Annotated in this window: 25 protein-coding genes; 13 read left to right on the top strand and 12 right to left on the bottom strand. The window is 70.9% G+C overall.

Annotation, left to right across the window (positions count from 1 at the left end):
• Window positions 1-3 precede the first annotated feature (3 nt).
• Together CCN37_RS26370 and CCN37_RS26365 are read right to left on the bottom strand one after the other, a co-directional pair.
• Window positions 4-1,350, bottom strand: coding sequence for a phosphomannomutase/phosphoglucomutase (locus CCN37_RS26370; protein ID WP_086825839.1), 1,347 nt, complete (start codon window positions 1,348-1,350; stop codon window positions 4-6).
• 115 nt (window positions 1,351-1,465) lie between these two features.
• Complete coding sequence (locus CCN37_RS26365; protein WP_086825868.1) at window positions 1,466-1,819, bottom strand: DUF3499 domain-containing protein; 354 nt, start codon at window positions 1,817-1,819, stop codon at window positions 1,466-1,468.
• A gap of 99 nt (window positions 1,820-1,918) precedes the next feature.
• Between CCN37_RS26365 and CCN37_RS26360 the strand changes: the two genes are divergently transcribed.
• Window positions 1,919-2,392, top strand: a complete 474-nt coding sequence (locus tag CCN37_RS26360; RefSeq protein ID WP_371505046.1) for a metallopeptidase family protein — start codon at window positions 1,919-1,921, stop codon at window positions 2,390-2,392.
• A 124-nt stretch (window positions 2,393-2,516) separates the two neighbouring features.
• Here the strand turns inward: CCN37_RS26360 and CCN37_RS26355 are convergent, their stop codons facing one another.
• Window positions 2,517-5,711 carry a glycosyltransferase gene (locus tag CCN37_RS26355; RefSeq protein ID WP_246843322.1) on the bottom strand — a complete coding sequence of 1,065 codons (3,195 nt, stop codon included), beginning with the start codon at window positions 5,709-5,711 and terminating at the stop codon, window positions 2,517-2,519.
• 84 nt (window positions 5,712-5,795) lie between these two features.
• Window positions 5,796-6,167, bottom strand: a complete 372-nt coding sequence (locus CCN37_RS26350) for a WhiB family transcriptional regulator (protein WP_371505043.1) — start codon at window positions 6,165-6,167, stop codon at window positions 5,796-5,798.
• Window positions 6,168-6,341: 174 nt separating this feature from the next.
• On the opposite strand from CCN37_RS26350, the gene CCN37_RS26345 reads away from it, so the two are divergent.
• Genes CCN37_RS26345 through CCN37_RS26330 form a run of 4 tightly spaced genes read left to right on the top strand, consistent with a single transcriptional unit; the run spans window position 6,342 to window position 10,025 of the window.
• Window positions 6,342-7,091, top strand: a complete 750-nt coding sequence (locus CCN37_RS26345) for a site-2 protease family protein (RefSeq protein ID WP_086825837.1) — start codon at window positions 6,342-6,344, stop codon at window positions 7,089-7,091.
• A 38-nt stretch (window positions 7,092-7,129) separates the two neighbouring features.
• Window positions 7,130-8,131 (top strand): 2-phospho-L-lactate transferase, encoded by a 1,002-nt coding sequence (gene cofD, locus CCN37_RS26340; protein WP_086825835.1) that lies wholly within the window; start codon window positions 7,130-7,132, stop codon window positions 8,129-8,131.
• Window positions 8,128-9,489 (top strand): coenzyme F420-0:L-glutamate ligase, encoded by a 1,362-nt coding sequence (locus CCN37_RS26335; protein ID WP_086825833.1) that lies wholly within the window; start codon window positions 8,128-8,130, stop codon window positions 9,487-9,489. Before cofD ends, CCN37_RS26335 begins: the two co-directional genes overlap by 4 nt.
• The gene (locus CCN37_RS26330; RefSeq protein WP_086825831.1) at window positions 9,486-10,025 is read left to right on the top strand and encodes an NUDIX hydrolase; all 540 of its coding nucleotides are present in this window, start codon (window positions 9,486-9,488) and stop codon (window positions 10,023-10,025) included. The genes CCN37_RS26335 and CCN37_RS26330 overlap by 4 nt, the downstream gene beginning before the upstream one ends.
• Before the next feature lie 70 nt (window positions 10,026-10,095).
• Here the strand turns inward: CCN37_RS26330 and CCN37_RS26325 are convergent, their stop codons facing one another.
• The gene (locus CCN37_RS26325; RefSeq protein ID WP_086825829.1) at window positions 10,096-10,623 is read right to left on the bottom strand and encodes a hypothetical protein; all 528 of its coding nucleotides are present in this window, start codon (window positions 10,621-10,623) and stop codon (window positions 10,096-10,098) included.
• A gap of 131 nt (window positions 10,624-10,754) precedes the next feature.
• Between CCN37_RS26325 and CCN37_RS26320 the strand changes: the two genes are divergently transcribed.
• Genes CCN37_RS26320 through CCN37_RS26310 form a run of 3 tightly spaced genes read left to right on the top strand, consistent with a single transcriptional unit; the run spans window position 10,755 to window position 12,878 of the window.
• Window positions 10,755-11,189: a helix-turn-helix domain-containing protein gene (locus tag CCN37_RS26320; RefSeq protein ID WP_086825827.1), complete on the top strand. Its 435-nt coding sequence runs from the start codon at window positions 10,755-10,757 to the stop codon at window positions 11,187-11,189.
• Window positions 11,190-11,212: 23 nt separating this feature from the next.
• The gene (locus CCN37_RS26315) at window positions 11,213-11,728 is read left to right on the top strand and encodes an ImmA/IrrE family metallo-endopeptidase (RefSeq protein ID WP_086825824.1); all 516 of its coding nucleotides are present in this window, start codon (window positions 11,213-11,215) and stop codon (window positions 11,726-11,728) included.
• Window positions 11,721-12,878, top strand: a complete 1,158-nt coding sequence (locus CCN37_RS26310) for an MAB_1171c family putative transporter (protein ID WP_086825821.1) — start codon at window positions 11,721-11,723, stop codon at window positions 12,876-12,878. The genes CCN37_RS26315 and CCN37_RS26310 overlap by 8 nt, the downstream gene beginning before the upstream one ends.
• Here CCN37_RS26310 and CCN37_RS26305 read toward each other — a convergent pair.
• Complete coding sequence (locus CCN37_RS26305) at window positions 12,863-13,780, bottom strand: DNA-3-methyladenine glycosylase (protein WP_086825860.1); 918 nt, start codon at window positions 13,778-13,780, stop codon at window positions 12,863-12,865. The two genes, CCN37_RS26310 and CCN37_RS26305, sit on opposite strands and share 16 nt — an antisense overlap.
• Before the next feature lie 70 nt (window positions 13,781-13,850).
• Between CCN37_RS26305 and CCN37_RS26300 the strand changes: the two genes are divergently transcribed.
• Complete coding sequence (locus tag CCN37_RS26300) at window positions 13,851-14,924, top strand: phosphatidylserine/phosphatidylglycerophosphate/cardiolipin synthase family protein (RefSeq protein ID WP_168200865.1); 1,074 nt, start codon at window positions 13,851-13,853, stop codon at window positions 14,922-14,924.
• A gap of 123 nt (window positions 14,925-15,047) precedes the next feature.
• Here CCN37_RS26300 and CCN37_RS26295 read toward each other — a convergent pair whose 3' ends face one another.
• The gene (locus tag CCN37_RS26295) at window positions 15,048-16,115 is read right to left on the bottom strand and encodes a sugar phosphate nucleotidyltransferase (RefSeq protein ID WP_086825818.1); all 1,068 of its coding nucleotides are present in this window, start codon (window positions 16,113-16,115) and stop codon (window positions 15,048-15,050) included.
• A gap of 112 nt (window positions 16,116-16,227) precedes the next feature.
• Here CCN37_RS26295 and CCN37_RS40125 point away from each other — a divergent pair, with 112 nt between their 5' ends.
• A complete protein-coding gene (locus CCN37_RS40125; RefSeq protein ID WP_086825816.1) occupies window positions 16,228-16,626 on the top strand; it encodes a hypothetical protein in 399 nt (132 codons plus the stop codon).
• Here CCN37_RS40125 and CCN37_RS26285 read toward each other — a convergent pair.
• The 3 genes from CCN37_RS26285 to CCN37_RS26275 form a co-directional block, all read right to left on the bottom strand.
• A complete protein-coding gene (locus CCN37_RS26285; protein WP_246843321.1) occupies window positions 16,623-17,495 on the bottom strand; it encodes a glycosyltransferase family 2 protein in 873 nt (290 codons plus the stop codon). The genes CCN37_RS40125 and CCN37_RS26285 overlap by 4 nt on opposite strands.
• A gap of 542 nt (window positions 17,496-18,037) precedes the next feature.
• Window positions 18,038-19,168 (bottom strand): glycosyltransferase family 1 protein, encoded by a 1,131-nt coding sequence (locus tag CCN37_RS26280; protein WP_210408210.1) that lies wholly within the window; start codon window positions 19,166-19,168, stop codon window positions 18,038-18,040.
• A 112-nt stretch (window positions 19,169-19,280) separates the two neighbouring features.
• Window positions 19,281-20,408 (bottom strand): glycosyltransferase family 1 protein, encoded by a 1,128-nt coding sequence (locus CCN37_RS26275; protein WP_086825810.1) that lies wholly within the window; start codon window positions 20,406-20,408, stop codon window positions 19,281-19,283.
• A 17-nt stretch (window positions 20,409-20,425) separates the two neighbouring features.
• On the opposite strand from CCN37_RS26275, the gene CCN37_RS26270 reads away from it, so the two are divergent.
• Window positions 20,426-21,325, top strand: coding sequence for a glycosyltransferase family 2 protein (locus CCN37_RS26270; RefSeq protein WP_086825807.1), 900 nt, complete (start codon window positions 20,426-20,428; stop codon window positions 21,323-21,325).
• Here the strand turns inward: CCN37_RS26270 and CCN37_RS26265 are convergent.
• Entirely contained in the window at window positions 21,313-21,903 is a 591-nt protein-coding gene (locus tag CCN37_RS26265; protein ID WP_086825806.1) for a GNAT family N-acetyltransferase, read from the bottom strand. The two genes, CCN37_RS26270 and CCN37_RS26265, sit on opposite strands and share 13 nt — an antisense overlap.
• Window positions 21,904-22,044: 141 nt before the next feature.
• Between CCN37_RS26265 and CCN37_RS26260 the strand changes: the two genes are divergently transcribed.
• Both CCN37_RS26260 and CCN37_RS26255 read left to right on the top strand, forming a co-directional pair.
• A complete protein-coding gene (locus tag CCN37_RS26260; protein ID WP_086825804.1) occupies window positions 22,045-24,525 on the top strand; it encodes a glycosyltransferase in 2,481 nt (826 codons plus the stop codon).
• A complete protein-coding gene (locus tag CCN37_RS26255; RefSeq protein ID WP_086825802.1) occupies window positions 24,525-25,601 on the top strand; it encodes a glycosyltransferase family 1 protein in 1,077 nt (358 codons plus the stop codon). Before CCN37_RS26260 ends, CCN37_RS26255 begins: the two co-directional genes overlap by 1 nt.
• A 95-nt stretch (window positions 25,602-25,696) precedes the next feature.
• Here CCN37_RS26255 and CCN37_RS26250 read toward each other — a convergent pair whose 3' ends face one another.
• Window positions 25,697-26,725 (bottom strand): IS30 family transposase, encoded by a 1,029-nt coding sequence (locus CCN37_RS26250; protein WP_086825800.1) that lies wholly within the window; start codon window positions 26,723-26,725, stop codon window positions 25,697-25,699.
• Between the last annotated feature and the right edge of the window lie 49 nt (window positions 26,726-26,774).

The following is a 26,774-nucleotide window of genomic DNA, read 5'->3' as shown; positions in this document are numbered from 1 at the left end:
GCTTCAGGCTCGGACGATCGCCAGAACGCGGTCGCGCAGCTCGGCGACGGCGTCGGCGGTCGGGGCCTCGATGTTCAGCCGCAGCAGCGGCTCGGTGTTGGACGCCCGCAGGTTGAACCAGGAGCCCTCGCCGAGGTCGACGGTCAGCCCGTCGAGCTCGTCGATCTCCACGCCGTCCCCGGCGAACGCCTCGCGCACGGCCTCCATCCGGCCCGCCTGGTCGGCGACGGTGGAGTTGATCTCGCCGGAGGCCGAGTAGCGGGAGTACTGCGCCATCAGCTCCGACAGCGGCTTGTCGGTCTCGCCCAGCGCGGCCAGCACGTGCAGCGCGGCCAGCATGCCGGAGTCGGCCCGCCAGAAGTCGCGGAAGTAGTAGTGCGCCGAGTGCTCGCCGCCGAAGATCGCGCCGGTCTCGGCCATCGTCTGCTTGATGAAGGAGTGCCCGACGCGGGTCCGCACGGCCTTGCCGCCGTGCTCGGTGACGATCTCCGGGACGCCCTTGGAGGTGATCAGGTTGTGGATGATCGTGCCGCCCGGGTCCTTGGCCAGCTCGCGCACGGCGACCAGCGCGGTGATCGCGCTCGGCGAGACCGGGGCGCCGTCGGCGTCCACCACGAAGCAGCGGTCGGCGTCGCCGTCGAAGGCCACACCGGCGTCGGCGCCGACCTCGCGGACCTTCGCCTGCAGGTCGACGATGTTCTTCGGGTCCAGCGGGTTGGCCTCGTGGTTGGGGAAGTTCCCGTCCAGCTCGAAGTACATCGGCAGGACCTCGACGGGCAGGCCGTCGAAGACCCTGGGCACCGTGTAGCCGCCCATGCCGTTGCCCGCGTCCACCACGATCTTCAGCGGGCGGATGCCGGAGAGGTCGACCAGCGTGCCGAGGAACTCGGCGTAGCCGTCGAGCATGTCGCGCTGGGACACGCTGCCCTTGGCGCCGAGGAAGCCGGGGACGCCGTCCTCGACCATCTGCCGGATCTCCGAGAGACCGCTGTCCTGGCCGACCGGCGAGGCGCCGGCGCGGCAGAGCTTGATCCCGTTGTACTTCGCCGGGTTGTGGCTCGCGGTGAACATCGCGCCGGGCAGCTCCAGCCGCCCCGAGGCGAAGTAGAGCATGTCGGTGCTGGCCAGGCCGATGTCGACCACGTCGACGCCCTGGCCGGTGACGCCCTCGGCGAAGGCGGCCGACAGCGACGGCGAGGAGTCGCGCATGTCGTAGCCGATCACCACCGCGGGCCCGCCGACGAAGCGGGCGAAGGCGGCGCCGAGGTCGCGGACGACGTCGACGTCGATCTGCTCTCCCACCACCCCGCGGATGTCGTATGCCTTCACGATGCCGGACAGGTCGCGCACGCCATCTCCAACTGGTCGGCTACGGGAGGATTTCCGTCAACGAACTGACGGCAGCAGCCTACCGGCGAGCGGTTGACGCTCCCCCGGCCACTCGGCACTCAGTGCTTCTGGTGCCCTATCGCTCGTCGTTGGGATCGGGCAGGACCCGGAGGTGGCCACGGCGTCCGGTGCCCACCGAGATCTCGGGGCGGTCGACCGGGCGGTCGGCCCGGCCCGCCTCGCGCACGGCCTCGGCCAGCGCGGTGAGATCGTCGACGGAGGGCTGCGGGACGGTGAACTCGCCCTCGTGCCGCACGACCTCCCAGCCGCGGGGGACCGTCAGGCGCATCGCGTGAACTTCGCACAGGTCGTAGCTGTGCGGTTCGGCGTAGGTGGCGAGCGGTCCGACCACGGCGGTGGAGTCGGTGTAGGCATAGGTGAGCGTGGCAACAGCCGGGTTGACACACCCGGTCCGCGAGCATTGCCTCACGCTGCGCACGATGGGGACGATAGCGCTTCACGGGGCGTGGCGTCGTCAGGCACGCTGATGACACACGGTGCTGCGGCCGACCGGCGTACTCTGCGGGCCGTGGTGACGGCTCACGGGGCACAGCGAGGAAACCGGCGACGGCGCGATCGGCACGGCCGGGGACTGCGGGGGCAGCTCTACCCCGCCAACCTGCCCGCGGCGCGCAGCCGCTCGGAGCGCTTCGACGCGGTGGTGCTGGAGGCCTTGGAGCCGATCGAGGCCCGTTGGCGCAACGAGCTGACCGAGCTCGACGTGGCCGTCGACGACGTCCCCGAAGTGCTCGGATCGGCCCCGGACGAGCTGTCCTGGGGCGAGGACGTGGTCGAGGACGGCAGCGTCCCGCTGGCCCGCCTGGTGCCCGCCGGGGTCGACAGCAGGGGTGTCCCGACCAGGGCCCGGATCGTGCTCTACCGCCGCCCGCTCGAAGCCCGCGCTCGCGACGGCGCCGACCTCTCCGACCTCGTCCACGACCTGCTGATCGAGCAGGTGGCCAGCTACCTCGGCCTCGATCCCGACATCGTCGACGGCGAGTGACCACCTAGGCATCCACCCCACACCCCACCGCGACCAAGATCACTCCGCTTTCCACCTGAATGACTCGTTCATGTGGTTGAACGTGCTGAACGAGTCATTCAGCGCGTTCAACCACACCAATGAGTCATTCAGCACGAAAGCGGGTGGGGAGGGCGGTGAGGAGGGCGAAGAGGGCAGCGAAGGCCTGGACGAGGAGCAGGACGTCCCGTGAACCGGTGGCAACCTCGACGCGGACGTCGACCTCGCGGCCGGGGAGGGTGAGCGCGACCTGACCGCCCCAGGCCCTGGTGAGGTTGGCGGGGTCGCCGTCGATCGACGCGCGCCAGCCGGGCTCGTCTAGGGCGGCGAGCACGAGCAGCCGCGCCTCCGCTCCCCGCGACACCCGCACGGCGACCGAGGGTGCTCCGCCGGGCACGGGGACCACGCCGAGGAGCTCCGACGGGGGCGGCGAGGTGGAGCGCGCGAGCACTCCGACGTCGGCGGGGAGCAGGACGGCGGGCGGCTGGACGCGGAGCAGGCGGAGCACGGGCCGGCCGTCGGAGCGCGCCGGAACGGTCGCCACGAGGTCGGCCGCGAACGCCTGGACGCGGCTCGCGGTCTCCGAGTCGGGCAGGACGACGAAGCGCACTCCGGCCGCCGCCGCGCGGGACACCGCGTCCCGCACCACGGGTTGGTCGAAGCTGGTGAAGCCGGCGGCCATCGCGGGGGTGCGCGGCCGAAGCTCAAGATCGCCGAAGCGCGGTGAGCGGCCCAGCACCAACGACGGCCGCTCGTCGACGATCAACTGCCAGGACGAGGTCGCGGCCAGCTCAGCGGCCTGGGCCTTGCCGAGCACCGCCTCCTCCCCCGCCCGCAACGGACCTTCGCGCCCCACGACGAGCGCGCCAACAGCGAGCCAGAGCAGCACCACGGGCGCGGCGAAGGCCAGCGGCCGCGCTCCGTGAGCCACTGCGGCGAGCAAGATCCACAGCAGCCCGCAGCCGACGAGGAGCAGCGGAGCGCCCGCGAAACCGGGCACGACCGCCACCACAACGGCGCCGAGCAGCACGAGCCCGACGCCTGGCAGCACCTCGCGGCGCGGGCACAGGACGACCGCGAGCAGGACCGCCGCGAGGAGCGCGAAGCCCACCCAGGGCGTGGCGCCGGGCCCGCCCGGGCTCAGCGCCGCGAGGGAGAGCGCGGAAGCCGACGGGCCACCGGGAAGCAGCACTTCGGGGTGTTGCACGACCACGGCGGGCCACGGCAGCAGCAAACCCAAGGGCAGCAACACGATCGCCGCCAACGTGAGCACGCGCCCACCCATGAGCACGAACGCGATCACCGCGACGACGAGCACCAGCACGTGGGTCAGCGGCGAGAACGCGCCGATCACCGCGATGCCGAGCGCAGTGCCCGAGGCGCGCGACAGCCAGGAGCCCGCCCCGGGCTGGCCAGCACCCACGACACCCGCGAGCACGAGCGGCAGGAACACGTGCACCACAACGACATCGAGCCTGCCCTGCGCCGTCGCGGCGGTCGCGGCGGGCAGCAGCGCGTAGCCCGCGGCAGCCACCGCGCGAACCCACCGCGCCACGCGAAGCCGCCGAGTCGCGAGGTACCCGGCGAGGCCGGACAGCGGCAGATCTCCGAGCAGCAGCACCGCGACGGCGACCGGCGGTCCTCCGAGCAGCGCGCCGAGCGAGCCCAGCACGGCGAGCGCGGGGGTCGCCGAAGCCGTGGTGCCGCCGCCGACCCCGTGCCAGCTCGCCAGGTAGTCCGACCACGTCTGCCCGAGATCACCGATCGGCAGCAGAGCGCCACCGGAGAGAACTCCGCCAAAACGGGCCGAGTGGATCGCCCAAGCGAGCAGGGCCAGAACGGCGACGAGCAGCACGGCCGGGGACAGCAGCACTTCGCGGACGACGCGAGCGCGATCGACCTCGACCACCACCAGCGCGGGAGCTTCGACGGAAGCGCGCGGCCGGGGGCTCGGCCGGAACGCGACGGGCTCGGGGACCTCCACGACGACGGCGCGCGCTGGGCGGCGCAGCCCGGCTGCCTGGCGTTTCGGCCGCCCGCCGCGCCCGAGTGCTCCTGCGGGGAGCGCGGACGGACCGGCCTGGGCCACCGGTGCCCAGGTCGGCAGGCGATCGGCGCGCGCGGGCAGCCTGCCGAGCGCGGCGTCGGCGCGCAGCCTGCTGCGCAGGAAGTGGATCAATCCGCCGCGGAAAGCGTTGCGCAGCCTGGTCAAGCGCGAGGTGAACAGTCCGCGAACATCGCGCGCGTCCGGATCTCGGTGAAAGCGTCGATCACGTCGAGCGGCGAGGAGCCCGGTTCGCCCGCTGAGCAGTCGCGCGGTCGCGCTCAGTTCCGCGCGCGCCTCGGAAAACCGCCGCAGCAAGGCGAATCCGATTCCGCGCAGCAGCCCGAGAATCGCCAACCGGGGCAGTCCGAGAAGGAACGACAACAGCGTGCCGTTGACCAGAACCGTGCGCAGACCGTGTTCCCGCCGTGCCCGCGTTGCGAGGAAACCGCGGGACAGTCCGGAATTCCGGTCGAGCGCGTCGAGCGAACGTTTGCCCTTCGACGCGGCGGCGGCGTGCCGGATTCGCGCGGCTGGCACGACGATCACCACGTACCCGGCGAGATTCGCCCGCCAGCCGAAATCGATGTCGTCACCGAACAGCGGCAACGCCTCGTCGAAGCCGTGCAGCTTCTGCCAGACCTCGCGGCGCACCAGCGCTCCGGCGGAGGACACGGCCAGTGCCTCGGTGTTCTGCTCGATCCAGACGCCGACCGTCCCGGGCTCGCCGTAGCGGCCCCAGTCCAGCTCGTCCGGCCCGAGTCCGGTCTGCCGGTGCCCGGAGGAGTCGGTGGAGACGCCCGCTTCGACCACCAGCCTGGGATCTGTCCACTCCAGACAGAGCGGGCCCAGCACGGCGGCGGACGGGGACACCTCGGCGACCGTCAGCAGCGCGGCGAGGCAGTCGGGTTCGGGCGCGCAGTCGTCGTGCAGCAGCCAGATCCACTGGCCGGGATCACCCCAGCGCTGCAACGCCGCGGTCACGGCGGCGGCGCTGGCGGCTCCGAACCCGGTCTCCCTCGGCAGCGTGAGAACGCCGTCGAGGGTCTTGTCGACACCGGTGCACGCGGCGCGCAGCGTTTCCGCTGTGCCGTCGACGGAACCGGTGTCCACGGCCAGGACGTGCCTCGGCCGCAGGGTGAGCGCGCGCAGTGCGGCGAGCGCGTCGTCGAGCCAGGGATCGGCGTCGTGGCAGACCAGGACGGCGAGCACCGGCGCGGTCCGCAGCAGCGGAGTACCGCGATCGACATGCGACAACCCCGCCACCGCATGGCCTCCCGCTGCCGAACGTGACCCCGAGCGCTTACGGGGTCACGTTACGGCGTCAGCACCGTCCGGCACTCAGGCGGTCAGCCCGTCCACCTGTTCGACGGCGAGGCTGCCGTCCATCAGGAGCACGTCTTCCGGCCGCTTCTTCAGCTTCCGCCGCTCGCGCTCGGACAAACCGCCCCAAATGCCGAAGCGTTCGTCGTGCGCGAGTGCGTATTCGAGGCATTCCGACCGGACGGCGCAGCCGCCGCAGATGCGCTTGGCCTCACGGGTGGAACCGCCCTTCTCGGGGAAGAACGCCTCCGGGTCCGTTTGCGCGCACAGCGCTTCTTCCTGCCAGTCGAACTCGTCATCGTCGCTCTCGAACAGGTCGGCGATGACCCCGATGCTCGTGGGCGCGGCTTCCCCCCGCGACCCCACGCGGTTTCCTTCGTCCTTCATCACGTCCGCCTCCTCGCCTTCCGCTCCCCGGTTGGCGGACCCATTCGCCCTCTCTCCCGGCGAATGACACCAATGTGATTACACCCGTGTGATGCAAGGGGGTCAAGCCAAGTACACACGACGGGGGACCCCCCATGCGGCTGGAAACGCCCACGCGGGCACGGGCAGACTGGCCGCGTGATCCGACAAGCGGTACGACCGAGCCCCCTGTTCCTGCTCATCCTGGCGATCACTGCTGTCGGCTGCTTCCTGTCTACTGTGGACAACCAGGTCGTCATGACCATCGGCATCGTGCTCACGGTTCTTGGGGGGTGGACGGCTTCTTTGTGCCTGCACGAGTTCGGGCACGCGTTCTTCGCCTACCGCGGGGGTGACCACTCGGTGGTGTTCAAGGGCTACCTGACCCTCGACCCGCGCCGCTACACCGATCCAGTGCTCAGCCTGCTGCTCCCGTTGCTCTTCCTGGCGATCGGCGGCATCCCGCTTCCCGGCGGCGCGGTCTGGATCAACCGGCACGCGCTGCGCGACAAGCGGGCTGAGTCCGCTGTTTCCCTTGCCGGGCCGCTGGCAAACCTGGTTCTCGGAATCGTTCTCGCACTGGCCGTGACGATCACCCAACCGGCACCGGGACTGGCCGCGGGGCTGTCCTACCTGGCGCTGCTGCAGGTGATGGCCTTCGTGCTGAACATCCTGCCGGTGCCCGGTCTCGACGGGTACGGCGCGCTCGAGCCCTACCTGCCCTACCGCTGGCAGGAGATGGGCGCGAAGGCCCGCCAGTGGGCGCCGCTGGTGCTGTTCGCGGTGCTGATCGGAATTCCGCCGATCGGCGCGGCGTTCCACAGCGTGTCCCAGGCCCTGTTCGGGCTCGTCGGCGGGAACGACCTCGCCGCGTTCCTGGGGCAGTACATGTTCATGTTCTGGCGTTGAGCCCGGCGCCGGGACCGCGCGTGCGAGGATGGCCCTTCGTGAAGGTCGTTGTGCTGGTCGGCGGTGTTGGCGGAGCCCGGTTCCTGCTGGGGGTGAAGGCCGCGCTCGGCATGCCCGCAGTCGGTGTCGCTGCCGGGGCGACCGAGTCCCCGCACCGGATCACGGCGCTGGTGAACACCGGCGACGACGTGTGGATGCACGGGCTGCGGATCTGTCCAGATCTGGACACCTGCATGTACACCCTCGGCGGCGGGATCGACTCCGAGCGGGGTTGGGGCCGGGCCGGGGAGAGCTGGACGGTCAAGGAGGAGCTGGCGGCCTACGGCGCCGACCCGACGTGGTTCGGGCTCGGTGACCGGGACATCGCGACACACCTGATCCGGTCCAGGATGCTGCGCGCGGGCTTCCCGCTCTCCGAGGTGACCGCCGCGCTGTGCGACCGGTGGCAGCCAGGGGTGAGCCTGCTGCCCGCCAGCGACGACCGCGTGGAGACGCACGTGGCGATCGACGACCCGGACTCCGGTGAGCGCCGCGCTGTGCACTTCCAGGAATGGTGGGTGCGCCACCGCGCCTCGCTGCCCGCGCACGCGATCGTCGCGGTCGGCGCCGACGAGGCCAAGCCCGCTCCCGGCGTGCTGGAGGCGATCGCCGAGGCCGACGTGGTGCTGCTCGCCCCGTCGAACCCGGTGGTCAGCGTCGGCACCGTGCTGGCGGTGCCCGGCATCAGGACCGCGCTGCGCGAGGGCAAGGCGCCGGTGATCGGGATCTCGCCGATCATCGACGGCAAGCCGCTGCGGGGCATGGCCGACGCGTGCCTGACCGCGATCGGCGTCGAGACCAGCGCGCAGGCGGTCGGCAGGCACTACGGCTCCCGGACCGCCTCCGCCGACGGGCTGCTGGACGGCTGGCTGGTGCACACCGGCGACCGCGCGGACGTTCCCGGTGTCCGGGTGGTGTCCGCGCCGATGCTCATGACCGATGTCGACGCCACCTCGGCGATGGTGGCCGAGGCGTTCTCTCTCGCGGGAGTGTCAGCGTGACCGAAACCACCGCCCCCGCCGACCACGCTTCGCCGAAGGTCGAAGTGCTTGCGGTCGAAGGGCTTCCGGAGTTCCGCCCGGGTGATGACCTGCTCGGCGCGATCACCTCGGCGGCGCCGTGGCTGCGCGAGGGCGACGTGCTCGTGGTGACCAGCAAGGTCGTGTCCAAAGTGGAGGGACGACTGGTCACGGCGCCCCGCGACAAGGAGGGCCGGGAGAAGCTGCGCAGGGAGCTGGTGCGCGCCGAGTCCGACGCCGTCGTCGCCCAGTTCCGCAGCACGCTGATCACCCGCAACCGCCTCGGCATCATCCAGGCCGCGGCCGGAGTGGACGCCTCCAACGTCGCGACCGACGAGATCGCGTTGCTGCCGGAGGACCCCGACGCCTCGGCTGCCGCACTGCGCGCGGGCGTCAAGGACGAGCTCGGCGTGGACGTGGCCGTGGTGATCACTGACACGATGGGCCGGACGTGGCGGATCGGCCAGACCGACGTCGCGATCGGCTCGGCCGGGCTGCCGGTGATCCACGGCTACCAGGGCAAGATCGACGCGCAGGGCAACGAGCTCGCGGTGACCATGATCGCCATCGCCGACGAGCTGGCCGCCGCCGGCGACCTGGTCAAGGGCAAGCTCGGCGGGACACCCGTCGCCGTGGTGCGCGGAATGTCCTATGTGGACGATGGGTCGACGGCACGGGACCTGTTGCGGCCGTTGGAAGAGGACCTGTTCCGGCTCGGCACCGATCTGGCCATCGCGCAGGGTCGGCGCGAGGCGGTGCTGACGCGGCGCTCCGTCCGCTTCTACGACCACGACCGCCCCGTCGACGCCGACGCGGTGCGCAGGGCGGTCGCCGCCGCGCTGACCGCGCCCGCGCCGCACCACACCCGCCCCGTGCGCTTCGTGTGGCTGCGCGACCGCGCGCTGCGGGCGAAGCTGCTCGACGCGATGACCGAGGCCTGGCGGGCGGATCTGACCGGTGACGGGATGACTCCCGAGCGCATCGAGCGCCGCGTTGGACGAGGCCGAATCCTTTACGAGGCACCGGAGATCGTGCTGCCGTTCCTCGTTCGCGACGGCGCGCACAGCTACCCGGACGCGCTCAGGTCCGAGGCCGAGCGGACGATGTTCACCGTCGCCGGTGGAGCCGCCGTGCAGGGCCTGCTCGTCGCGCTGGCGGCCGAGGAACTGGGCTCCTGCTGGGTTTCCTCGACGATCTTCTGCCCCGACGTGGTTCGGGGCGTGCTGGACCTGCCCGCGAACTGGGAGCCGCTGGGCGGCGTCGCGGTCGGGCACCCGTTGGACGGCGATCCGAGCCCGCGCCCGCCGCGCGAGCTCGCGGAAGGACTGGTCGAACTGTGAGCACGCTGCACGCGGACGTCGTCCGACGGTTGACCGACTGGGAGCCGCAGGACCACGCGCAGCAGTCGGTCAAGCACGCGATCCTCGCCTTCCTCGCCGCGCGCCCCGACGCGTGCGAACGTGCTTGCGCGCCAGGGCACATCACGGCTTCGGCGGTCGTGCTGGACGCGACGTCGGAGCACGTGCTGCTGACCCTGCACCCGCGCGTCGGCCGCTGGGTCCAGCTCGGCGGTCACTGCGAACCGGAGGACGACACCCTCGTCGCGGCGGCGCTGCGCGAAGCCACCGAGGAGTCCGGAATCCGCGGCCTGACGATCGATCCGCGCCCGGTGCACATCGAGGCGCACCCGATCACGTGCTCGCTCGGCGTGCCGACGCGGCACCTGGACGTGCGCTTCGTGGTGCGCGCTCCCGTTGGCGCGAAGCCGGTTCGCAGCGCGGAGTCCGTCGACCTCCAGTGGTGGCCGGTGGACGAGCTGCCGTCCGAGGTGGACTCGATCCCCGACCTGGTGCGCCGCGCGCTCGCGATGCGCTGAACCTGCGGTAGTGGGGCCGCGTGCCGCCTGGGGTCGGCACGCGGCCCTCTCTCCCTCCCTTACCCGGAGATCAGCGAGTGCAGCTGATCACCACGTTGGCGTGCCAGAACCCGACGCTGATCCGCGACGAGTCGGTGTGCACGGTCACGCACTGGCTCGCCGGGACGTAGCCCGCGATCGCCGCGTGCCTGCGCGCCGAGTCGAGGGCGCTGTTGATGGCGCGCTTCTTGTCCGAGCCGTAGTCACTGGCGTGGAAGTTCCGCGTCTCGGCGATGGTCGCCGCCTTGGCACCGGGACGCGTGCAGCTGATCACGGCTGAGCCGTCGTAGCCCCCACTGACCGGGAAGTACGACGTGCGCAGGACCGTGCACTGCGAGCGCGAGTACCCGGCCCAGGACGCGCGGTTGTACGCCGAGTTCAGCGCGCCCTCGATCGCCAGGCCCGGCGTGCTGCCGATCTGGCGGCCGTCGAAGAGCTGCGTCGCGGCAGCGCTCGGGCCCTGCTGGGCAGCGGGTGCGGCGATCGCGGGCGCGGCCGAGAAGGCAAGCGCGCCAAGGACAGTGGTGCTGAGAACGGCGCTCAGGACGAGCTTCTTCATGGTGGTTCCCCCTAAACTCAGATTTCCTCGATCCCCCGACCCCATCCATCTCAGCTTATGACACGTGTCAACGGAGACGAATGGCTGTAGCATCTTCATCCATCTGGGCTCATGGACGCGGGGAGGGATCGATGGTGGAGGACTCAGCGGCGGAGGACTCGGCGGCCGGGGTGCTGGCCGAGAAGATCGACCACCTGTTCCGCGTGGTCCGCAGGCCGAACGGGGACCAGCACAGCCACGAGGAGGTGGCGAAGGCGTGCCGGGAGGCCACCGGCGAGTCCTTCTCCGCGACCTACCTCTGGCAGCTGCGCACCGGTCGGCGGGACAACCCGACCAAGCGCCACCTGGAGGCGCTGGCCGAGTTCTTCCAGGTGCCGCCCGCCTACTTCTTCGACGACGAGAAGGGTGCGGCGATCGCCAAGGAACTCGACCTGCTCGCAGCCTTGCGCAACAGCGAGGTGCGGCGGATGGCGCTGCGCGCGGTCAACCTCTCCGAAGAGGGCCTTGGCACGGTGAACGACATCATCGATGCTATCGAGCGCAGGGAGGCCCAGCGCGGCACCTGAGCCAGGGGGAGGCTGAGTTCCGCATGCGGTCGAAGAGGTTCGCGCTGTGGCGCCGGTGCAGGCGCGTCGTCGGTGAGCTGGTGCTGCCCGACCCGTTCGACATCGGTGTTTTCGTGGAAACCCTTGCCGCGCAACGGGGGCGGCCGATCGAGCTGGTCGAGCTGCCGTCGCGCCCGGCCACCCCGTGCGGGGTGCTGGCGGCGACCGACCGGGCCGACTACATCTTCTACGCCGCCGACACGAGCGCGCTGCACCAGGAGCACATCCTCGTGCACGAGCTCGGTCACCTGCTCTGCGGGCACGTCGGCGACGAGGTTGTCGACGACGCCGTCTCGGCGGTGCTGACGCCCAACCTCTCCCCCGAGCTGGTGCGGCGGGTGCTCGGCAGGACCTCCTACGACGAGGAGAAGGAGCAGGAGGCGGAGCTGTTCGCCTCGCTCGTGCTGCACCGCGCCCGCCGTGGGCGCCGGCGGCCCCAGGGCGCGCACGGCCTCGGCGGGCTGGAGTCGATCTTCGAGGGGCGGCGCGGCGGTGATTGAGTTCCACCTGCCGACCTGCGCGCTGATCACGGGTGTCGTCGTGCGCAAACTGGTGGTCGCCCGCGCCAACCCGCCCGCGCCCGGACTCCGCCACCTGCTGCTGTTCCTGATGTGGATCGCCGTGAGCCTGGTGGTGCTCGCGCCGGAGACCGAGCGGCTGATCGTGCTCGTGCAGCCGATGCCGAACACCGCGCGACTGCTGGGGAACTTCGTCCAACTGCTCGCCGTCTACCACATGGTCGGCATCGCGTACTCGCCTCGGGCCGAGCGCCCACCGCGCGTCCTGCGCACGCTGCTGTTCGTGACGTGGGCGACCTTGACCGTCCTGATGTCGTTCTCCGGCAAGGACTTCTCGAAGAACATCTTCGCCGCCGCGATGTCCAATCCCGCGTTGATCGCGTACGGCCTGGTCTTCCTGTTGTACGCCACCGGCTGCATCGCGGTGTTCGTGCATGTGATCAGCCGCTACGCGCGGCAGTGCGAGCCCGGCCTGTTCCGCTCCGGCCTGGTGACGATCATCGCGGCGGCGGTGTGCAGCGCGTTGTGGGGTGCTTGGTCGTCGCTGCAACCGTTGCTGATGCTGGGTTTCGACCTCTCGCCGTCGCTGCGCGCGCCGGTGGACCGCGTGCTCGCTGTGGTATCGGTGCTGTTGTGGCTGGTCGGCTCGACGATGGCGTGGTGGGACAAGGTGTTGCGCCGCGTGGCCGCCCACCGGGGCTATCACGCGATTGGTCCACTGTGGACGGAGTTGACCGCCGCGCTCCCCCGCATCGCGCTGACCTCGCGGAGCAGGCTTCCGCGCAACGTGGAGTTCGCGCTCTACCGCAGGATCATCGAGATCAGGGACGGCGACCTCGCGCTGCGCCCGTTCGTGCCACCCCAGATCGACTCCTGGGTGCGCGAAGCAGCTCCGAGCGTCGATTCCCGGGAGCTGGCGGTGTTGGTGGAGGCTTGTTCGCTCGCCGCCGCGCTGGTGTCCCACGACGCCGAGTACCAATGGGGCTCACCGCACCGCGCTCCGCCTCGGGAAGATCCGTGTGTGGAGTCGGAAACCGCTTGGCTGACTTCGGTTTCCCGGGCTTTCACGGGCTCCCCGGTGGTGGCCGAGATCCGTGAGCGCACGTTCCGCGAGCTTCAGAACGCGCGGTAGTCGCGCGGGGAGTACCTCGGCCCGAACCTCGGGCGCCGCACCCCGGCTCCTTCCAGGTAGCGGATCGCCCGCTGCCGTTGCGGCGCATAAGGTTTCAGCAGCTCGTGCAGGTGCGCGTCGTCGATGTCGCGGCCCAGCAGGGCCCAGCCGACGATCTTCGCGAGGTGGAAGTCGCCGAAGCTCACCGCGTCCGGGTCGCCCCAGGCCCGCTGGGCGACCTCGGCGGCCGTCCACACCCCGATCCCCGGGATGCGTCTGAGCAGGTCTCTTCCTTGCACACCACGGAGTTCCGCCGCGCGCTCGAGCCGGTCCGCGACCGAGGCGGCGGCCAGCAGCGCGCGCCGACGACCTCCGTCCAGCCCGGCGCGGTGCCACTCCCAGTCCGGGATCGCGCGCACGCGCTCCGGCGTCGGCGGCGCGAACATGGGCTCGGGCGTGGGGCCGGGAGCTGGCTCGCCGAAGCGCGCACACAGCTCGCGCCACGTCCGCCACGCTTCTTTGCCGGTGACCTTCTGCTCCAGGATCGCGGGCAGCAGTGCGTCCCACACGCGCCGCGTCGAGCCCAGGCGCAGGTTCGGCCGCAACGTCCGAGCTTCGGCGATCAGCGGGTGGTGCGCGACGAAGCCGCTGTCGTCGTCGGAGGCTCCGAGCAGGTCAGGCAGGCCGTCGATCACCCACTCCGCGCCCGGCCCCCACGCGCGTGCCCGGATGTGCGCGGCTCCGCGTCGGATCGCGATGGTGGCTGTGCCGAGGGGCGTTGTGCAGGCCCGCCAGACAGTTCCGCGCGCGTCGAGCTTCCACGCCGGGTCGCCGTGGCCGCGTCGGTGCGGGCGCAGCAGTGCGACGGGATCGACCTCGAACCCCGGCACCCACTCCGTCTCGACCGCACTCGCCGCGCGCACGCGCAGCACGCTACCCGCCTCATTTGTAAAGATGCTTGCCGAATTGCTTGCGAGCGGGGAGAGTCATGCGATGCGACGTTCACTACGAGTGCTGGTCGCCGGATTGGTCGCGGCCAGCTCGATCACCCTGCCCGCCAGTGCCGCGGTGCGGGACGGCGCGGTGTTCAACGATCCGCGCACGCCGGGGCAGCAACGCGTCATCGTCGACCACCTGCGGTCCCTGATCAAGGGCGCCGCAGTGGGCTCGACCGTCTCCATCGCGATCTTCCACTTCAACGACGGCGGCGTCCTCGGTGATCTGGTGGCCGCGCGGGACCGTGGCGTGAAGGTTCGGGTCGTCTTGGACAGCAAGCACTCCGCGAAGCCCGCCGCCGTCGAGCTCGTGAAGAAGCTCGGCACCGACCGGTCGAAGCCCTCGTGGGCCGTCGTGTGCACCAAGGGGCGCGCGTGCATCGGCAACGCGGGCACGCCGATCATGCACAACAAGTTCTTCCTGTTCTCCGACACGTCGGGCTCGAAGAACGTCGTCGTGCAGGGCTCAGCGAACCTCACTCCGGGCAACACCACCAAGATGTGGAACAACTCGGTGACCCTCGCCGGGAACACCGGGCTCTACAACTCCTATCTGCGGTACTTCACGGATCTGGTGGCGCAGAAGAAGAACAACGACTACTTCCGCTCAGACCTCAGCGGCAACGCCAAGACCTACTTCTTCCCGCGCGCGGGCTCCGACACCATCACCAACGTGCTCGGCAACGTGGACTGCGCGGGCGGAACCATCATCCGCGTGGCGATGTGGAACTTCAGCCGCGACGGCATCGCCGCGAAACTCCGTTCGCTCGCGGACAAGAAGTGCCGCGTCGAGGTCATGCACACCAAGCTCGACACGGGCAGCGCCGGTCACTTGAAGAACCACCCACGGATCACCGTGAAGAAGATCCCCGGCAACCTCATCGTGCACTCGAAATACATGCTCATCGAGGGCACCTACGCGGGGCAGAAGCACAGCAAGTGGGTCTTCACCGGCAGCCACAACTACACCGACGCCGCCCTGCACCAGAACGACGAGGCGTTGCTGCGCCTGCACTCCGCGCCCCTGCACGACCAGTACCGCGCCAACTTCACCACCATGAAGACCTCGTAACCCCGCGCCGCAGCCCGGAGCGCCGCGTGGGTCTTACGTGCTGAATGACTCGTTGAGGTGGTTGAGCCGCCTCAATGACTCATTCAGCACGCTCAACCACACAAACGCGGCATTGGCGGAGGGTCAGGCGTCGGCGGAGAAGCGGAGACCGCCGTCGGGGAGTTGCACTCCGGGCCACAGGCGGACGCCGTCGCGCAGCTCGCAGTTCGCGCCGACGACCGCGCCGTCGCCGATCACCGCGTCCTGGACGACCGCGCCGTCGCCGATGCGGGCGTGCGCGCCGATGACGGAGCGCTCGACCACGGCGCCCGCGCCGATCACCGCGCCCTCGAAGACCACGGCACCGTCAACGCGCGCGTCAACGCCGAGCTGGCACCCAGCGCCGATCGTCGAACCACCGGTGACCGTGGCGCCTTCGCGCAGCACAGCGCCGTCGAGCACGATCGCCTCACCGGCGGGCCGGGGCAGAGCGGCCGACGGGGCGATGCCGCGCGCGAGGTCAGCGGAGCCCTGCACGAACGCCGCCGGGGTGCCGAGGTCGAGCCAGTAGGAGGCGTCGACGTGCCCCTGCACCCGCGCTCCGGCGGCGAGCAGCCCCGGGAACGTTTCGCGCTCAACGGAAACCTCGCGGCCCGCGGGGATGGATTCGAGCACCGATCGGCGGAACACGTAGCAACCCGCGTTGATCTGATCGGTCGGCGGGTTGTCGGTCTTCTCCAGGAAGGCCGTGACGCGGCCGTCCGCGTCGGTCGGGACGCAGCCGAACCGGCGCGGGTCCTCGACCTTTACCAGGTGCAGGGTCACGTCCGCGTCGGCTTCGCGGTGGGTGTTCAGCACGGCGCCGAGATCCACCCCGGACAGGATGTCCCCGTTGAAGATCATCGCGGTGTCGCCGCGCAGCCGGTCGGCCACGTTGCGGATGCCGCCGCCGGTGCCGAGCGGGACCTCCTCGACCACGTACTCCAGCTCAAGGCCCAGGTGGGAGCCGTCGCCGAAGTGCTCCTCGAAGACCTCCGCCTTGTACGAGGTGCCCAGCACGACGTGGGTGATCCCGGCTGCGCGGATGCGGGAGAGCATGTGCGTGAGGAACGGCACACCAGCGGTCGGCAGCATCGGCTTGGGGGCGGAGAGCGTCAACGGCCGCAGCCGGGTGCCCTTTCCGCCGACGAGCAGGACGGCGTCAACGCTCATGCTTCTCGCTCCTTGGGTGGCTGACGGATGCCCGGCGAACGAATACTCTGGCAGATGCCGAGCACGATAGGTTGAGGCCCACCAGGACCCGGCGGTAGGAGAGGTCAGCGAAATGGACCCCCGTGAACGCGCCGAGGAGCTGCTGGCGCGTGCCAGGGCACGAGGCTCCTTCGTCGTCACACCCGATGACGCCACCTCCCCGATGGACGCGGCCAGCACGGTGCAGATCCCGCGCATCGTGATCGCGGCCAACGACCCGCGCGGCTCCGACCCGGAGTCGACGATGGTGCTGCCCCAGGGCGGGCGCCCCGTGCGCTACCCGCAACAGCACCCCCAGCAGCGCACCGAGCAGTTCCAGCAGCCGCGCCAGGGGCAGCAGGGGCAGGGGCAGACGCAGCGGATGCCGCAGAACCAGCCGACGCAGCAGCTGCCGCACAACCCCCAGCAGCCGCCGCCCTACCCGCCGCAGCAGCGGACCGACCCCCACCCGCAGCAGCAGAACTGGTCCTAGCGCGCGCCGCGGACCTCGAGCTTCAGGCGCAGCGCCAGACCGGCCTTGATCGCCAGGCGGACGGGCGCCCAGAGCGGGCCGGGGTGCCGGTCGGCGAGGTAGCGGTAGGCGCTGTCGTGGTGCGCCGCCAGCATCTTCGGCTTGACCTTCGCCGTGGAGACCCCGCCGATGTGCACGACCTCGGCGGAGGGCACGTAGACGTTCTGCCAGCCCTTGCGGGTCAGCCGGTCGCCGAGGTCGACGTCCTCGAAGAACATGAAGTAGCGCGGGTCGAACCCGGCGACCGAGTCGAAGGCCTCGCGCCGCATCAGCAGGCACGAGCCGGACAGCCACCCCGCGACGCGCTCGCGGACGGCCTTGTCCTCCTGGCGGTACTGCTTGGTCCACGGGTTGCCCGCCCAGACCTTGCTGAACAGCGCGTGGCCGATGCCCCGCCCCAGCTCCGGCAGCAACCGCGCCGACGGGTACACCTCGCCGTCGGGTTCGCGGATCAGCGGCCCGAACGCGCCACCCCTCGGCCACCGCCGCGCCGCCGTGATCAGCTCGTCCAGCGAGCCGTCGCCCCACTCCAGGTCCGGGTTGGCCACCACGACCCAGCCCACCGAGTCCGGCAGCGCCGCCACCCCTCGGTTCGCGCCACCGCCGTAGCCCAGGTTGCCGCCCGTCGGCAGGAACTCGACGTTCTCCCGCTCAGCGGCCGCAGCCTCGGGCACCCCGTCCGTCGAGCCGTTGTCCGCGAGCACCACGCGCACGTCGCGGCTGGTCGCCTTGGCCAGCGTGTCCAGGAATCTGCCCAGGGTCTCCCCCGGCGAGTACGTCACCGTGATCACGCCGAGCTCGTCACCGTAGGACTTGGGTTCGCGGGTCACGGGGTCACATTCTGCACCTCCGCGCGAGCAGCGCTCCGACCGCTCCCGAGGCGCCGCGCCCGCGCCACCGCCGGGCTCCACCCCTCCCGCTCCGAGCACCCGGCCGCGTTCGCCGTGCTCAGCCGCACTCCGCGCGGGCGAGGGTGGCTTTCGCACGCTCGGAGGTCCCCCCGATTCCAGCATCGCTCCGAACGCCGACGCGCATCGAGCCTGGGGCACCACTCGGGCGGAACTCCGCTCACCGCCACGATGTGTCCACAGTGGACTGTTGTGTCCCCGATGTGGCATTCGTTTCGTCAGACGCAACCAATGCCGCATTGGTTACGCAGCTGTCGACCACGCGTGCGGGGGCGGACCGCGAGCGAACGGCCCGATTGGTGCGTTGAGCGCACTGAACGGGTCGTTCAGTGCTCCTCCCAAGTACCCGAAAGGGCCGTTCAGGGCTCCCAAGTACCTGAACGGGTCGTTCGGGGAGTTCAAGTACCCGAAAGGGCCGTTCGGGGCGTTGAAGTACCTGAGGGGGCGTTCGGGGCGAGTGCGGGTCAGCGGCCTCGGCGGTGGATGACGGCGGCGCGGGCGTAGGCCTCGCGGTGCTTGGCGGCGCTGGCGGTCCAGGTGAACTCCTTGGCGCGGAGCTGGGCGGCGGCGGACAGCGAAGCGCGGCGGTCGGGGTCGTCGAAGAGGTCGGCGAGGGCGGCGGCGATGTCCCCGGCGCCGACGCCGCAGTACGCGACGGCGTCGCCGCCGACCTCGGGGAGGCTGAGGCGGCGCGTGGTGAGCACGGAGGCCCCGCACGCCATGGCCTCCAGCATGGGCAGGCCGAAGCCCTCGCCGAGGCTGGGGTAGCAGACGAGCTGGGCGCCGCCGAGGAATCCGGCGAGGTTGTCGAAGGGCAGGTAGCCGGAGCGGATCACGCGCAGGCGGTGCGGAACGGAGTCCAGCGCGCGCTCGACCTGGCTGTCCCAACCGGGCTGACCGGCGAGCACGAGCGCGGGCGGGCTGGCGCGACCGCGGCAGGCCCTGGCGAAGCCGCGGATCAGCGCGGGAACGTTCTTGCGCGGTTCGAGGGTGCCGAGGAAGGCGACGTACTCGGAGTCGCGCAGCGACAGGTCGTCGCGGACGCGCTGCACCTCCTCCGGCGCGGGCGGGTGGAAGCGGTCGTGCTCGACGCCGTGCGGGGCGATGTGCAGCGCGTGCGGATCGGCGCCGGCGACGCGGATCAGCTCGGAGGCGGTGGCGCGGCTGGGCACCACGCAGACGGCGGCACGGCGCAGCGAGGTCCTGGTCCACGCGCGGAAGAAGCGGGCCTTCACGGAGGAGTGCAGTGTCACGTCGGTGAAGAACGTGGCGTCGTGCAGCGTGACGACGGACGCGACGGGATTGGCCAGCGGAGCCGTGTAGTGCGGCGAGTGGACCACCTGCACGTTGAGCTTGCGGACGAGCCCGGGCAGCGTGGCCTGCTCCCATGTGAGCCGCGAGGTCCTGGTCGCGACGGTCTCGGTGGCGACGACGACGCGCGCGTTCGGGGCGAGCTTGCCGTACAGCTCGGCGTCGCGCGGCTGGCAGACGACGGTGATCAGGGAGCCGTCAGCGTCCAGTGCGGCAACGAGCGCGTCGACGTAGCGGCCGACCCCACCGCGGTCGGCGGGCACGGAGGTGGCGTCGATGAGCACGCGGGGATCGGGGAACACCACCCGGGTAGCCTAATCCCGCTCGCGCTCGCACACGTCGGCATTCCGGGATTCGGATGCGGCCGGAACCAGGGGAAGACGATCAAAGACCTGATCAGGTGATCTTCGCCCGCGCGGCCGCGTAGCACCGCTGGTGCACTTGCCAAGCCAACTGCGCCGCGTTCTCCCAGCTGTAGTCCTGCGCGCGCAGCCTGCCCGCCTCGATCATCTCCCCCGCCCGAGCCGGATCGGTCAGCACGGTGCGCAGAGCGACGGCCAGGGCACCGGAGTCGTTCCTGGGCACGGAGATCCCGGCTCCGCCAGCCACCTCGACCAGCGCGGGCGCGTCGGAGTGGACCACGGGAACCCCGGCCGCCATGGCTTCGAGCACGGGCAGTCCGAACCCTTCGGCCTGGCTCGGAGCGACGAGAACCGAAGCCCCGTGCAGCAGCACTCCGAGATCCGCGTCGGACACCGCGCCGAGGTGCCGCACCCGCCCGGTTTCCAGTCCCGCGGCACGCGCGAGCGCCGTCAGGTCGACGCCGCCCCAACCTTGCGCGCCAACGACGAGCAGCGGAACGTCCGCGACATCGGCCAGCGCCTTGATCAGCACGTCAAGCCCCTTGCGCGGCTCAACAGTGCCCACTGCCAGCACATAGCGGCGCGGCACGTCGAGGCGCCGCACAACGGCTTCGCGGACAGCTTCGGACGGCGCACGCAGACTCGCCGGAACGCCTTCGCCGATCACCTGGACGTCCACCGAGCCCGGCGCGTGGCGGCGAAGATCATCAGCGACGGCGGCGGTCGGCACGACGATCGCGTCAGCACGTGAAACGGCACGCGTGATCATGCGCTGGTGCCAGCTCGCTCCACGCCTGGTCAGCGTCTCGGGATGAGTCCAAGGGACGGTGTCGTGCACGGTGACGACGAGGCTCCGGCCGAGCTTCGCCCGCGCAGGCGCCAGAGGGGTTGGTGCGTGCACGGAGTCGCCGCCCGGCCACAACGGCAATCCGCGCTCCCACGCGGCGGTCAGCGCCCTCCTGGGCAGGCTGAGCACGCGCGGCCCGTTCACGCCGGGGACGATCGCGGGGCCCGGGTCGGCGTGCCGTGCGACGACGGTGCTGACCTCCCAGTTCTCGGGCGCGGTCACGGCGAGCGCGCGCACCAGCTCCCTGGTGTACCGCGCGGTCCCGCCAGGCACGGGCGCCAGCAACTGCTCCGCCACCACAACCAACTCCGGCATGCGGGTACTTTCCCAGGGTGGGCGGTGTGCGGAGCACGGTGGTCGTCGTGACGTGGCGGGGGCGCGAGCACATCGAGGCGTGCCTCGCCGCCCTCCGCGCCCAGGATCGTCCACACAGGACACTCGTGGTGGACAACGCGTCCGACGACGGCACCGCCGAGCTGCTGCGCGACGTGGAGGTGTTGCGGCTCAACAAGAACGTCGGCTACGCGGGCGGGATCGCGGCGGCACTGCCCCGTGTGCGCACGGAGTTCGTCGCCTGGCTCAACGATGACGCCGCGCCCGAGCCCGGATGGTTGGGAGCACTTGAAAACGCGCTCGACGCGAGCCCGCGCGCGGCGGCGGCCAGCTCGGTCCTGCTCACCCCGGGCGGAGCGGTGCAGTCGACCGGGGTGCGCCTGACCCACGACGGCCACGGCGCGGACGTCGACCGGGAAACCGAAGAAGTCTTTGGTTTCTGCGGCGGAGCGGTGCTGCTGCGAACGCGAGTCCTCCGCGCGATCGGCGGCGTTCCGGCGGGCTTCTTCTGCTACTACGAGGACACCGACACCGCGTGGCGGCTCCGGCTCGACGGGCACGAGATCGTCGCAGCTCCGAGTGCGCGCGCACTCCACCTGCACGGCGTGAGCACGCAGCCCGGTTCGCGGAGCTTCCACCTGTGGAACGAGCGGAACCGCCTGCTCATGCTGCTGCGCTGCGCTCCGACACCGATCGCGTTGCGGCAGCTCGCGAAGTTCGCGGCGCTGACGCTCGTGCTGCCGCTGCGCAGGTCACGGCCGGACGCGCTGAACTTCTCCGTCCGGCTGCGGCTGCGCGTGCTCGGCGAGGTGCTGCTCCGCCTGCCGAGAACGCGGCGCTTCGCGACCTCCGCGCGGCGGCGCGAGGTCTGGGCGCGGTGGGCCGGTCAGACCTCGTAGCGCTCGACGCCGTAGTGCTCCGACAGCAACGCCTTGACCAGGCCGTTCGGGTCCTTCACCGGACTGGTCGGGTCGAGCGCCATCAGCAGCATCGGCTCGGCGGGCAGCCCGAGCGTCGTCGGCATCACGTAGTCGTGCACCGGCAGCACCTCGCCGCCGATGGACTCGTAGAAGGCCAGCGCGGTGCTGCGCGCTTCGTGCTGCGGCGACCCGGGGGCGGCGCGCTCGGGCAGCTGCGCCTCCCACAGCAGGCGGCGCGGGGCGACGTTGACCGCGAGGTACTCGGTCAGCTCGGTCCACATGCGCCTGCCGAGCCCTTCGCGCCTGCGGTCGCCCGCGATCGCGAAGTACCTGAGGAAAGTCCAACCCGATCGGGGGAGCACGCGGACGGCCGCGAAGCCCACCGGCTCCTCGCCGAACATCCCGGCGACGGCGATCCGATCGGAGCCCTTCCCGCCGTCGAGCTCGTCGATGGACAACCGCAGCCAGTCGGGATATGCCTGCTCAAAGATGTCCTGGACGACATCGAACTGGTCATCCGACAGCTTGTGCAGCGGCCGGATCCGAAGCTGGCCCATCACTGCCTCCCTACCTGGGTGCGCAGGTCACCATACGGTGAGCGCCAGATCACCTGGCGTTGCACCCGGCCCCCGTACTGATCAACGCCGGATAGGGCAGGCTTATGCCCTCGAACGGCACGGCCGGAAGGAGCCAGGAGCGTGCTCACGCCCAAGGTCTCCGTGGTGGTGGTCAACTACCGCGGGGTCGAGGACACCCTCACCTGCGTGCGCGCGCTGCGCACGGACCTGGACTACCCGAGCGACCAGCTGGACGTCATCTGCGTCGACAACGCCTCGGGCGACGGCTCCGCCGAGCGGCTGCGCGCCGAGCCGGGTGTTCGGCTGGTGCAGGCCCCGGCCAACCTGGGCTTCGCGGGCGGCTGCAACCTCGGCGTCCAGCACGCCAAGGGCCAGGTGCTGGCCTTCCTGAACAACGACGCCCGCCCGCACCGGAACTGGGCGCGCGCGGCGGTCGCGGTGCTGGCGGCGGACCGCACGATCGGCGCGGTCGCGGGCAAGGTGCTCGACTGGGACGGCGAGAAGATCGACTTCGTCGACGGCGGGCTGTCCTGGTACGGCGCGGGCTACAAGCTGCACGGCGGTCAGCCGGACGACGGCAGCCACGACGTGGCCAAGGACGTGCTCTTCGGCACCGGCTCCTCGCTGTTCGTGCGCGCGGAGGTCTTCCGCGAGCTGGGCGGCTTCGACGAGCGCTTCTTCATGTTCTACGAGGACGTCGACCTCGGCTGGCGGATGAACCTGCGCGGCTGGCGCGTCCGCTTCGAGCCGCGCTGCCTCGCCTACCACCGGCACCACGCGTCGATGTCCACTGTGGACAATTCGCGTGAGGCCTACCTGTTGGAGCGCAACGCGCTCGCGGCGCTCTACAAGAACGTCGAGGACGAGACGCTGGCGAAGGCGCTGCCCGCCGCGCTCGCGCTGACCGTGCGCAGGGCGACCGCGCGCGGCGGCGTCGACCCGGAGCAGCTGGAGATCACCCGCAAGCCCGAGGGCGCCGACCTGACGGCCCCGGTCGAGGTCCCCAGGATCACCCTCGCCGGGGTGCTGGCGATCGACCGGTTCGTCGAGATGATGCCGTCGCTCAAGGCTTCCCGCGAGGTCGAGCAGAAGGCGCGGCGCCGCTCCGACCGGGACCTGCTCCCGTTGATGCGCAACGCGATGGAGCGCGCGTCGCCGGAGATCCCGTACCTGCTCGCGCACGACGCGCTGGTGGAAACCCTTGGCGTTGACGAGATCTACGGCCGTCCGCGCAAGATCATGGTGATCACCGCCGACTCGATCTCGAAGAAGATGGCCGGTCCGGCGATCCGCGCGTGGAACATGGCCGAGGTGCTGGGCCGCGAGCACGAGGTCCGCCTGGTCACGCTGAACAAGCACTGCCAGCCGCCGGAAGCGCCGTTCCCGGTGCGCTACATCCCCCCGGCGAAGATGCACGAGCAGACGCCGTGGGCGGACGTGATCGTGCTGCAGGGCCACGTGCTGGAGATGCTGCCGTGGCTCAAGACCTCCGAGCAGGTCCTGGTCTGCGACGTCTACGACCCGATGCACCTGGAGCAGCTGGAGCAGGGCAAGGACCTCGACCCGGGCCAGCGCGCGCACGTGGTCGACGTGGTCACCACTGTGCTGAGCAACCAGTTGGAGCGCGGCGACTTCTTCCTCTGCGCCTCGGAGCGGCAGCGGCACCTGTGGCTGGGCCACCTCGGCGCGATCGGGCGGCTCACGCCGATGCTCTACGACGCCGACCCGACCGTGCGCTCCCTGCTCGCGGTCTCGCCTTTCGGCCTGTCCGCCAAGCCCGCGGAGCGCACCGGCCCGGGACTTCGGTCCACTGTGGACGGTGTCGGCGAGTACGACAAGGTCATCCTCTGGGCGGGCGGCGTCTACTCCTGGTTCGACCCGCTGACCCTGGTCAACGCGGTGGATCGCTTGCGGCACAAGCGGAACGACGTGAAGCTCTGCTTCCTCGGCATGCGCCACCCGAACCCCGACGTCCCCGAGATGGACATGGCCACCCAGACCCGGCGGCTCGCTGAGCAGCTGGACATCGTGGGGCGGCACGTGTTCTTCAACGAGGGCTGGGTGCCCTACGACGAGCGGCAGAACTGGCTGCTGGACGCGAACTGCGGCGTCACCACGCACTACGAGCACGTGGAGACGACCTTCGCGTTCCGCACCAGGACGCTGGACTACCTGTGGGCCGGGCTGCCGATCATCACCACCGACGGCGACGCGTTCGCCGACATGGTGCGCACCGAAGGGCTCGGCCTGGTCGTCCCGGCCGAGGACCCGCAGGCGCTGGCCGACGCGTTGGAGAAGGTGCTCTACGACGCGGAGTTCGCCGCGCGGTGCTCGGAGAACATCGCCGTGGTGCGGGAGCGGTTCACCTGGGAGCAGGTGTTGGCACCGCTCGTGGAGTTCTGCCGCAACCCGCTTCCCGCCGCCGACCGCAGGACGGGTGCTCCGGCGCCCGCCGTGCTGCCGGTCGGGGTGGCGCAGCGCGTGCGCAGGGACGTCACCCTGGTGAAGGAATACCTCGAAGCCGGTGGAGCCGCCGAGGTCGCCAAGCGCGCCTCCGGGCGTCTGCGCCGACTGGTGCGTGAGAGATTGCGGGGCCGTTGATGGCTGTCTTGCGGGTCCTGCTGGACGGAAACCCGTTGCTGGGCGACCGGACGGGCGTCGGCCGCTACACCTCCGCGCTGGCTGAGGAGCTGGCGTCGATGGCCGAGGTCCAGGTCCGCGCGGTGGCCTTCACCACGCGGGGCTGGCGGCAGCTGCGCACCGTCGTGCCGCACGGCGTGAAGGCTCGCGGTCTGCCGGTGCCCGCGCGGGCGCTGCGCGCGTGCTGGCTGAAGTCCTCGCTCCCGCCGATCGAGCTGTTCGCCGGGACCACGGATGTCGTGCACGGCACCAACTTCGTGCTGCCGCCGTCACTGCGGGCGGGCGGCGTGCTGACCATCCACGACCTGGCGTTCCTCGACGCGGCGGACGAACTGTCCCAGGTGGAGAGCGACCTGCCCGAGCTGGTCCGCGTCTCCGCCAAGCGCGCCGCCGTGATCGTCACGCCGACCCAGGCCGTCGCCGACGTCGTGCACGAACGGCTCCGCGTGCCCACGGACAAGATCGTCGTGACTCCGCTCGGCGTCGACCCCGCGTGGTTCGTGGCCCAGGCCCCGAGCCTTCCGCTGCGCAGGCGGCTGAAGCTGCCGGAGAGCTACGTGCTCTACGTCGGCGCGGAGAACCCCCGCAAGGGCTTGCCGAACCTGTTGAAGGCGCACGGTGCCAGTGCCGCGCTGCCGCCGCTCGTGCTCGCCGGTCCCGGTGCCGCGCGCGTGGACGGCGACGTGATCCGCACCGGCTACCTGTCCGAGCTCGACCTGCGCCGCGTGGTGGCCGGGGCGTCCGCCCTGGTCCTGCCGTCCCGCGACGAGGGTTTCGGCCTGCCCGTGCTCGAAGCGCTCGCGTGCGGCGTGCCCGTCGTGTGCTCCGACGTGCCGTCGCTGCGCGAAGTCGCTGGTGGACAGGCGATGCACGTCCCCGTCGGCGATGTCGAGGCGTTGACCGACGCGCTGGAGACCGTCGTCAAGGCTTCCGCCGACGCCGCCACCCTCGCCGCCCGCCGCACCCGTGCCGCCGAGTTCACCTGGCGCCGCTGCGCCGAACTCACCGTCTCCGCCTACCGCCGCGCCGCCCCCTGACCCAGGTCTTCGCACCTCCGCACCCGGCCAGGTTTCGCGTTTTGTCACGTTGTTGCGAATGAGAGCGCTCGCAAATCACAACACGTAGGGTGGTCTCAGGTGGCTGTTGCAACGAGGGCATTGTTCAGGGCCTGGGCGGGATTGTCCCATCCGAGGGTCTGGCGGGGGCGGGTGTTGAGCAGCCAGGCGATGCGGGCGCAGTCGGCGTGGGTGAGGTCACGGAAGTCGCTGCCTTTGGGCCAGAACCGACGGAGTAGGCCGTTGGTGTTCTCATTCGAGCCGCGTTGCCAGGGTGAGTGCGGGTCGCAGAAGTAGACCGGCAGCCCGGTAGCGACGGTGAACTCGGCGTGCCGGGCCATTTCTTTGCCCTGGTCCCAGGTCAGCGACCGGCGCAGGGTCTCGGGCAGGGTCGTGATCATCCGGGCCAGCTCGGCACTGACGATCTCGGCGGTGTGCTGTCCTGGTAGCGGGGCCAGCAGCACGAACCGGGAAGCCCGCTCGACCAGGGTGATCACCGCCCCCTTGCCCGGCGCGCCCAGCAGCAGATCACCCTCCCAGTGCCCGAACACCGCCCGATCCTCGACTTCAGCGGGACGATCGGAGATGTTGACCATATCGGGGATCGTGCCCCGATTATCATTGCGGCCCAACGGTTTCCGGCGCGTGCGGCCGGTATGCAACAACCGGGAGAGGGTCTTGCGCAGCTCGCCCCGGCCCTGCACGAACAGAGACTCATACACACCGAGATAGATCGTCTCGTGTGACACGCGCATGCCCTCGTCATCGGCGAACATCCGCTTCAGCATGACGCTGATCTGCCGCGGGGACCAGCCCGCCCCCAACAACACCGCCACCAGCAACCGCAACGCGTCATGGGTGGCCAGCTTGCCCGGCCGAGGCCGCCGCGCCCGCACCCCCGCCTCCCGATGCGCCTTCACCGCCCGATACGACCGCCCAATCCACCACCCGCGACGATTCACCCACCTCCGATTCGCCGCCAACTCCCGACACACAGTCGAGGGAGACCGCCCAATCCGACGAGCGATCTCCGAAGCCGACAACCGCGCCCCCACCCCCAGCGAGATCTCCTCCCGCTCCTCCAACGACAACCGAGCACCCGGCACCCCAACCACCTCCAACCAGCCACAACACCACCACAACACGGCGTTGCAA

Origin of the sequence: Allokutzneria sp. NRRL B-24872, from assembly GCF_002155965.1 — a bacterium.
Taxonomy (GTDB): Bacteria; Actinomycetota; Actinomycetes; order Mycobacteriales; family Pseudonocardiaceae; genus Allokutzneria.
The sequence above is the reverse complement of the archived record's forward strand: the minus strand, read 5'-3'. Positions and strand labels throughout refer to the sequence as shown.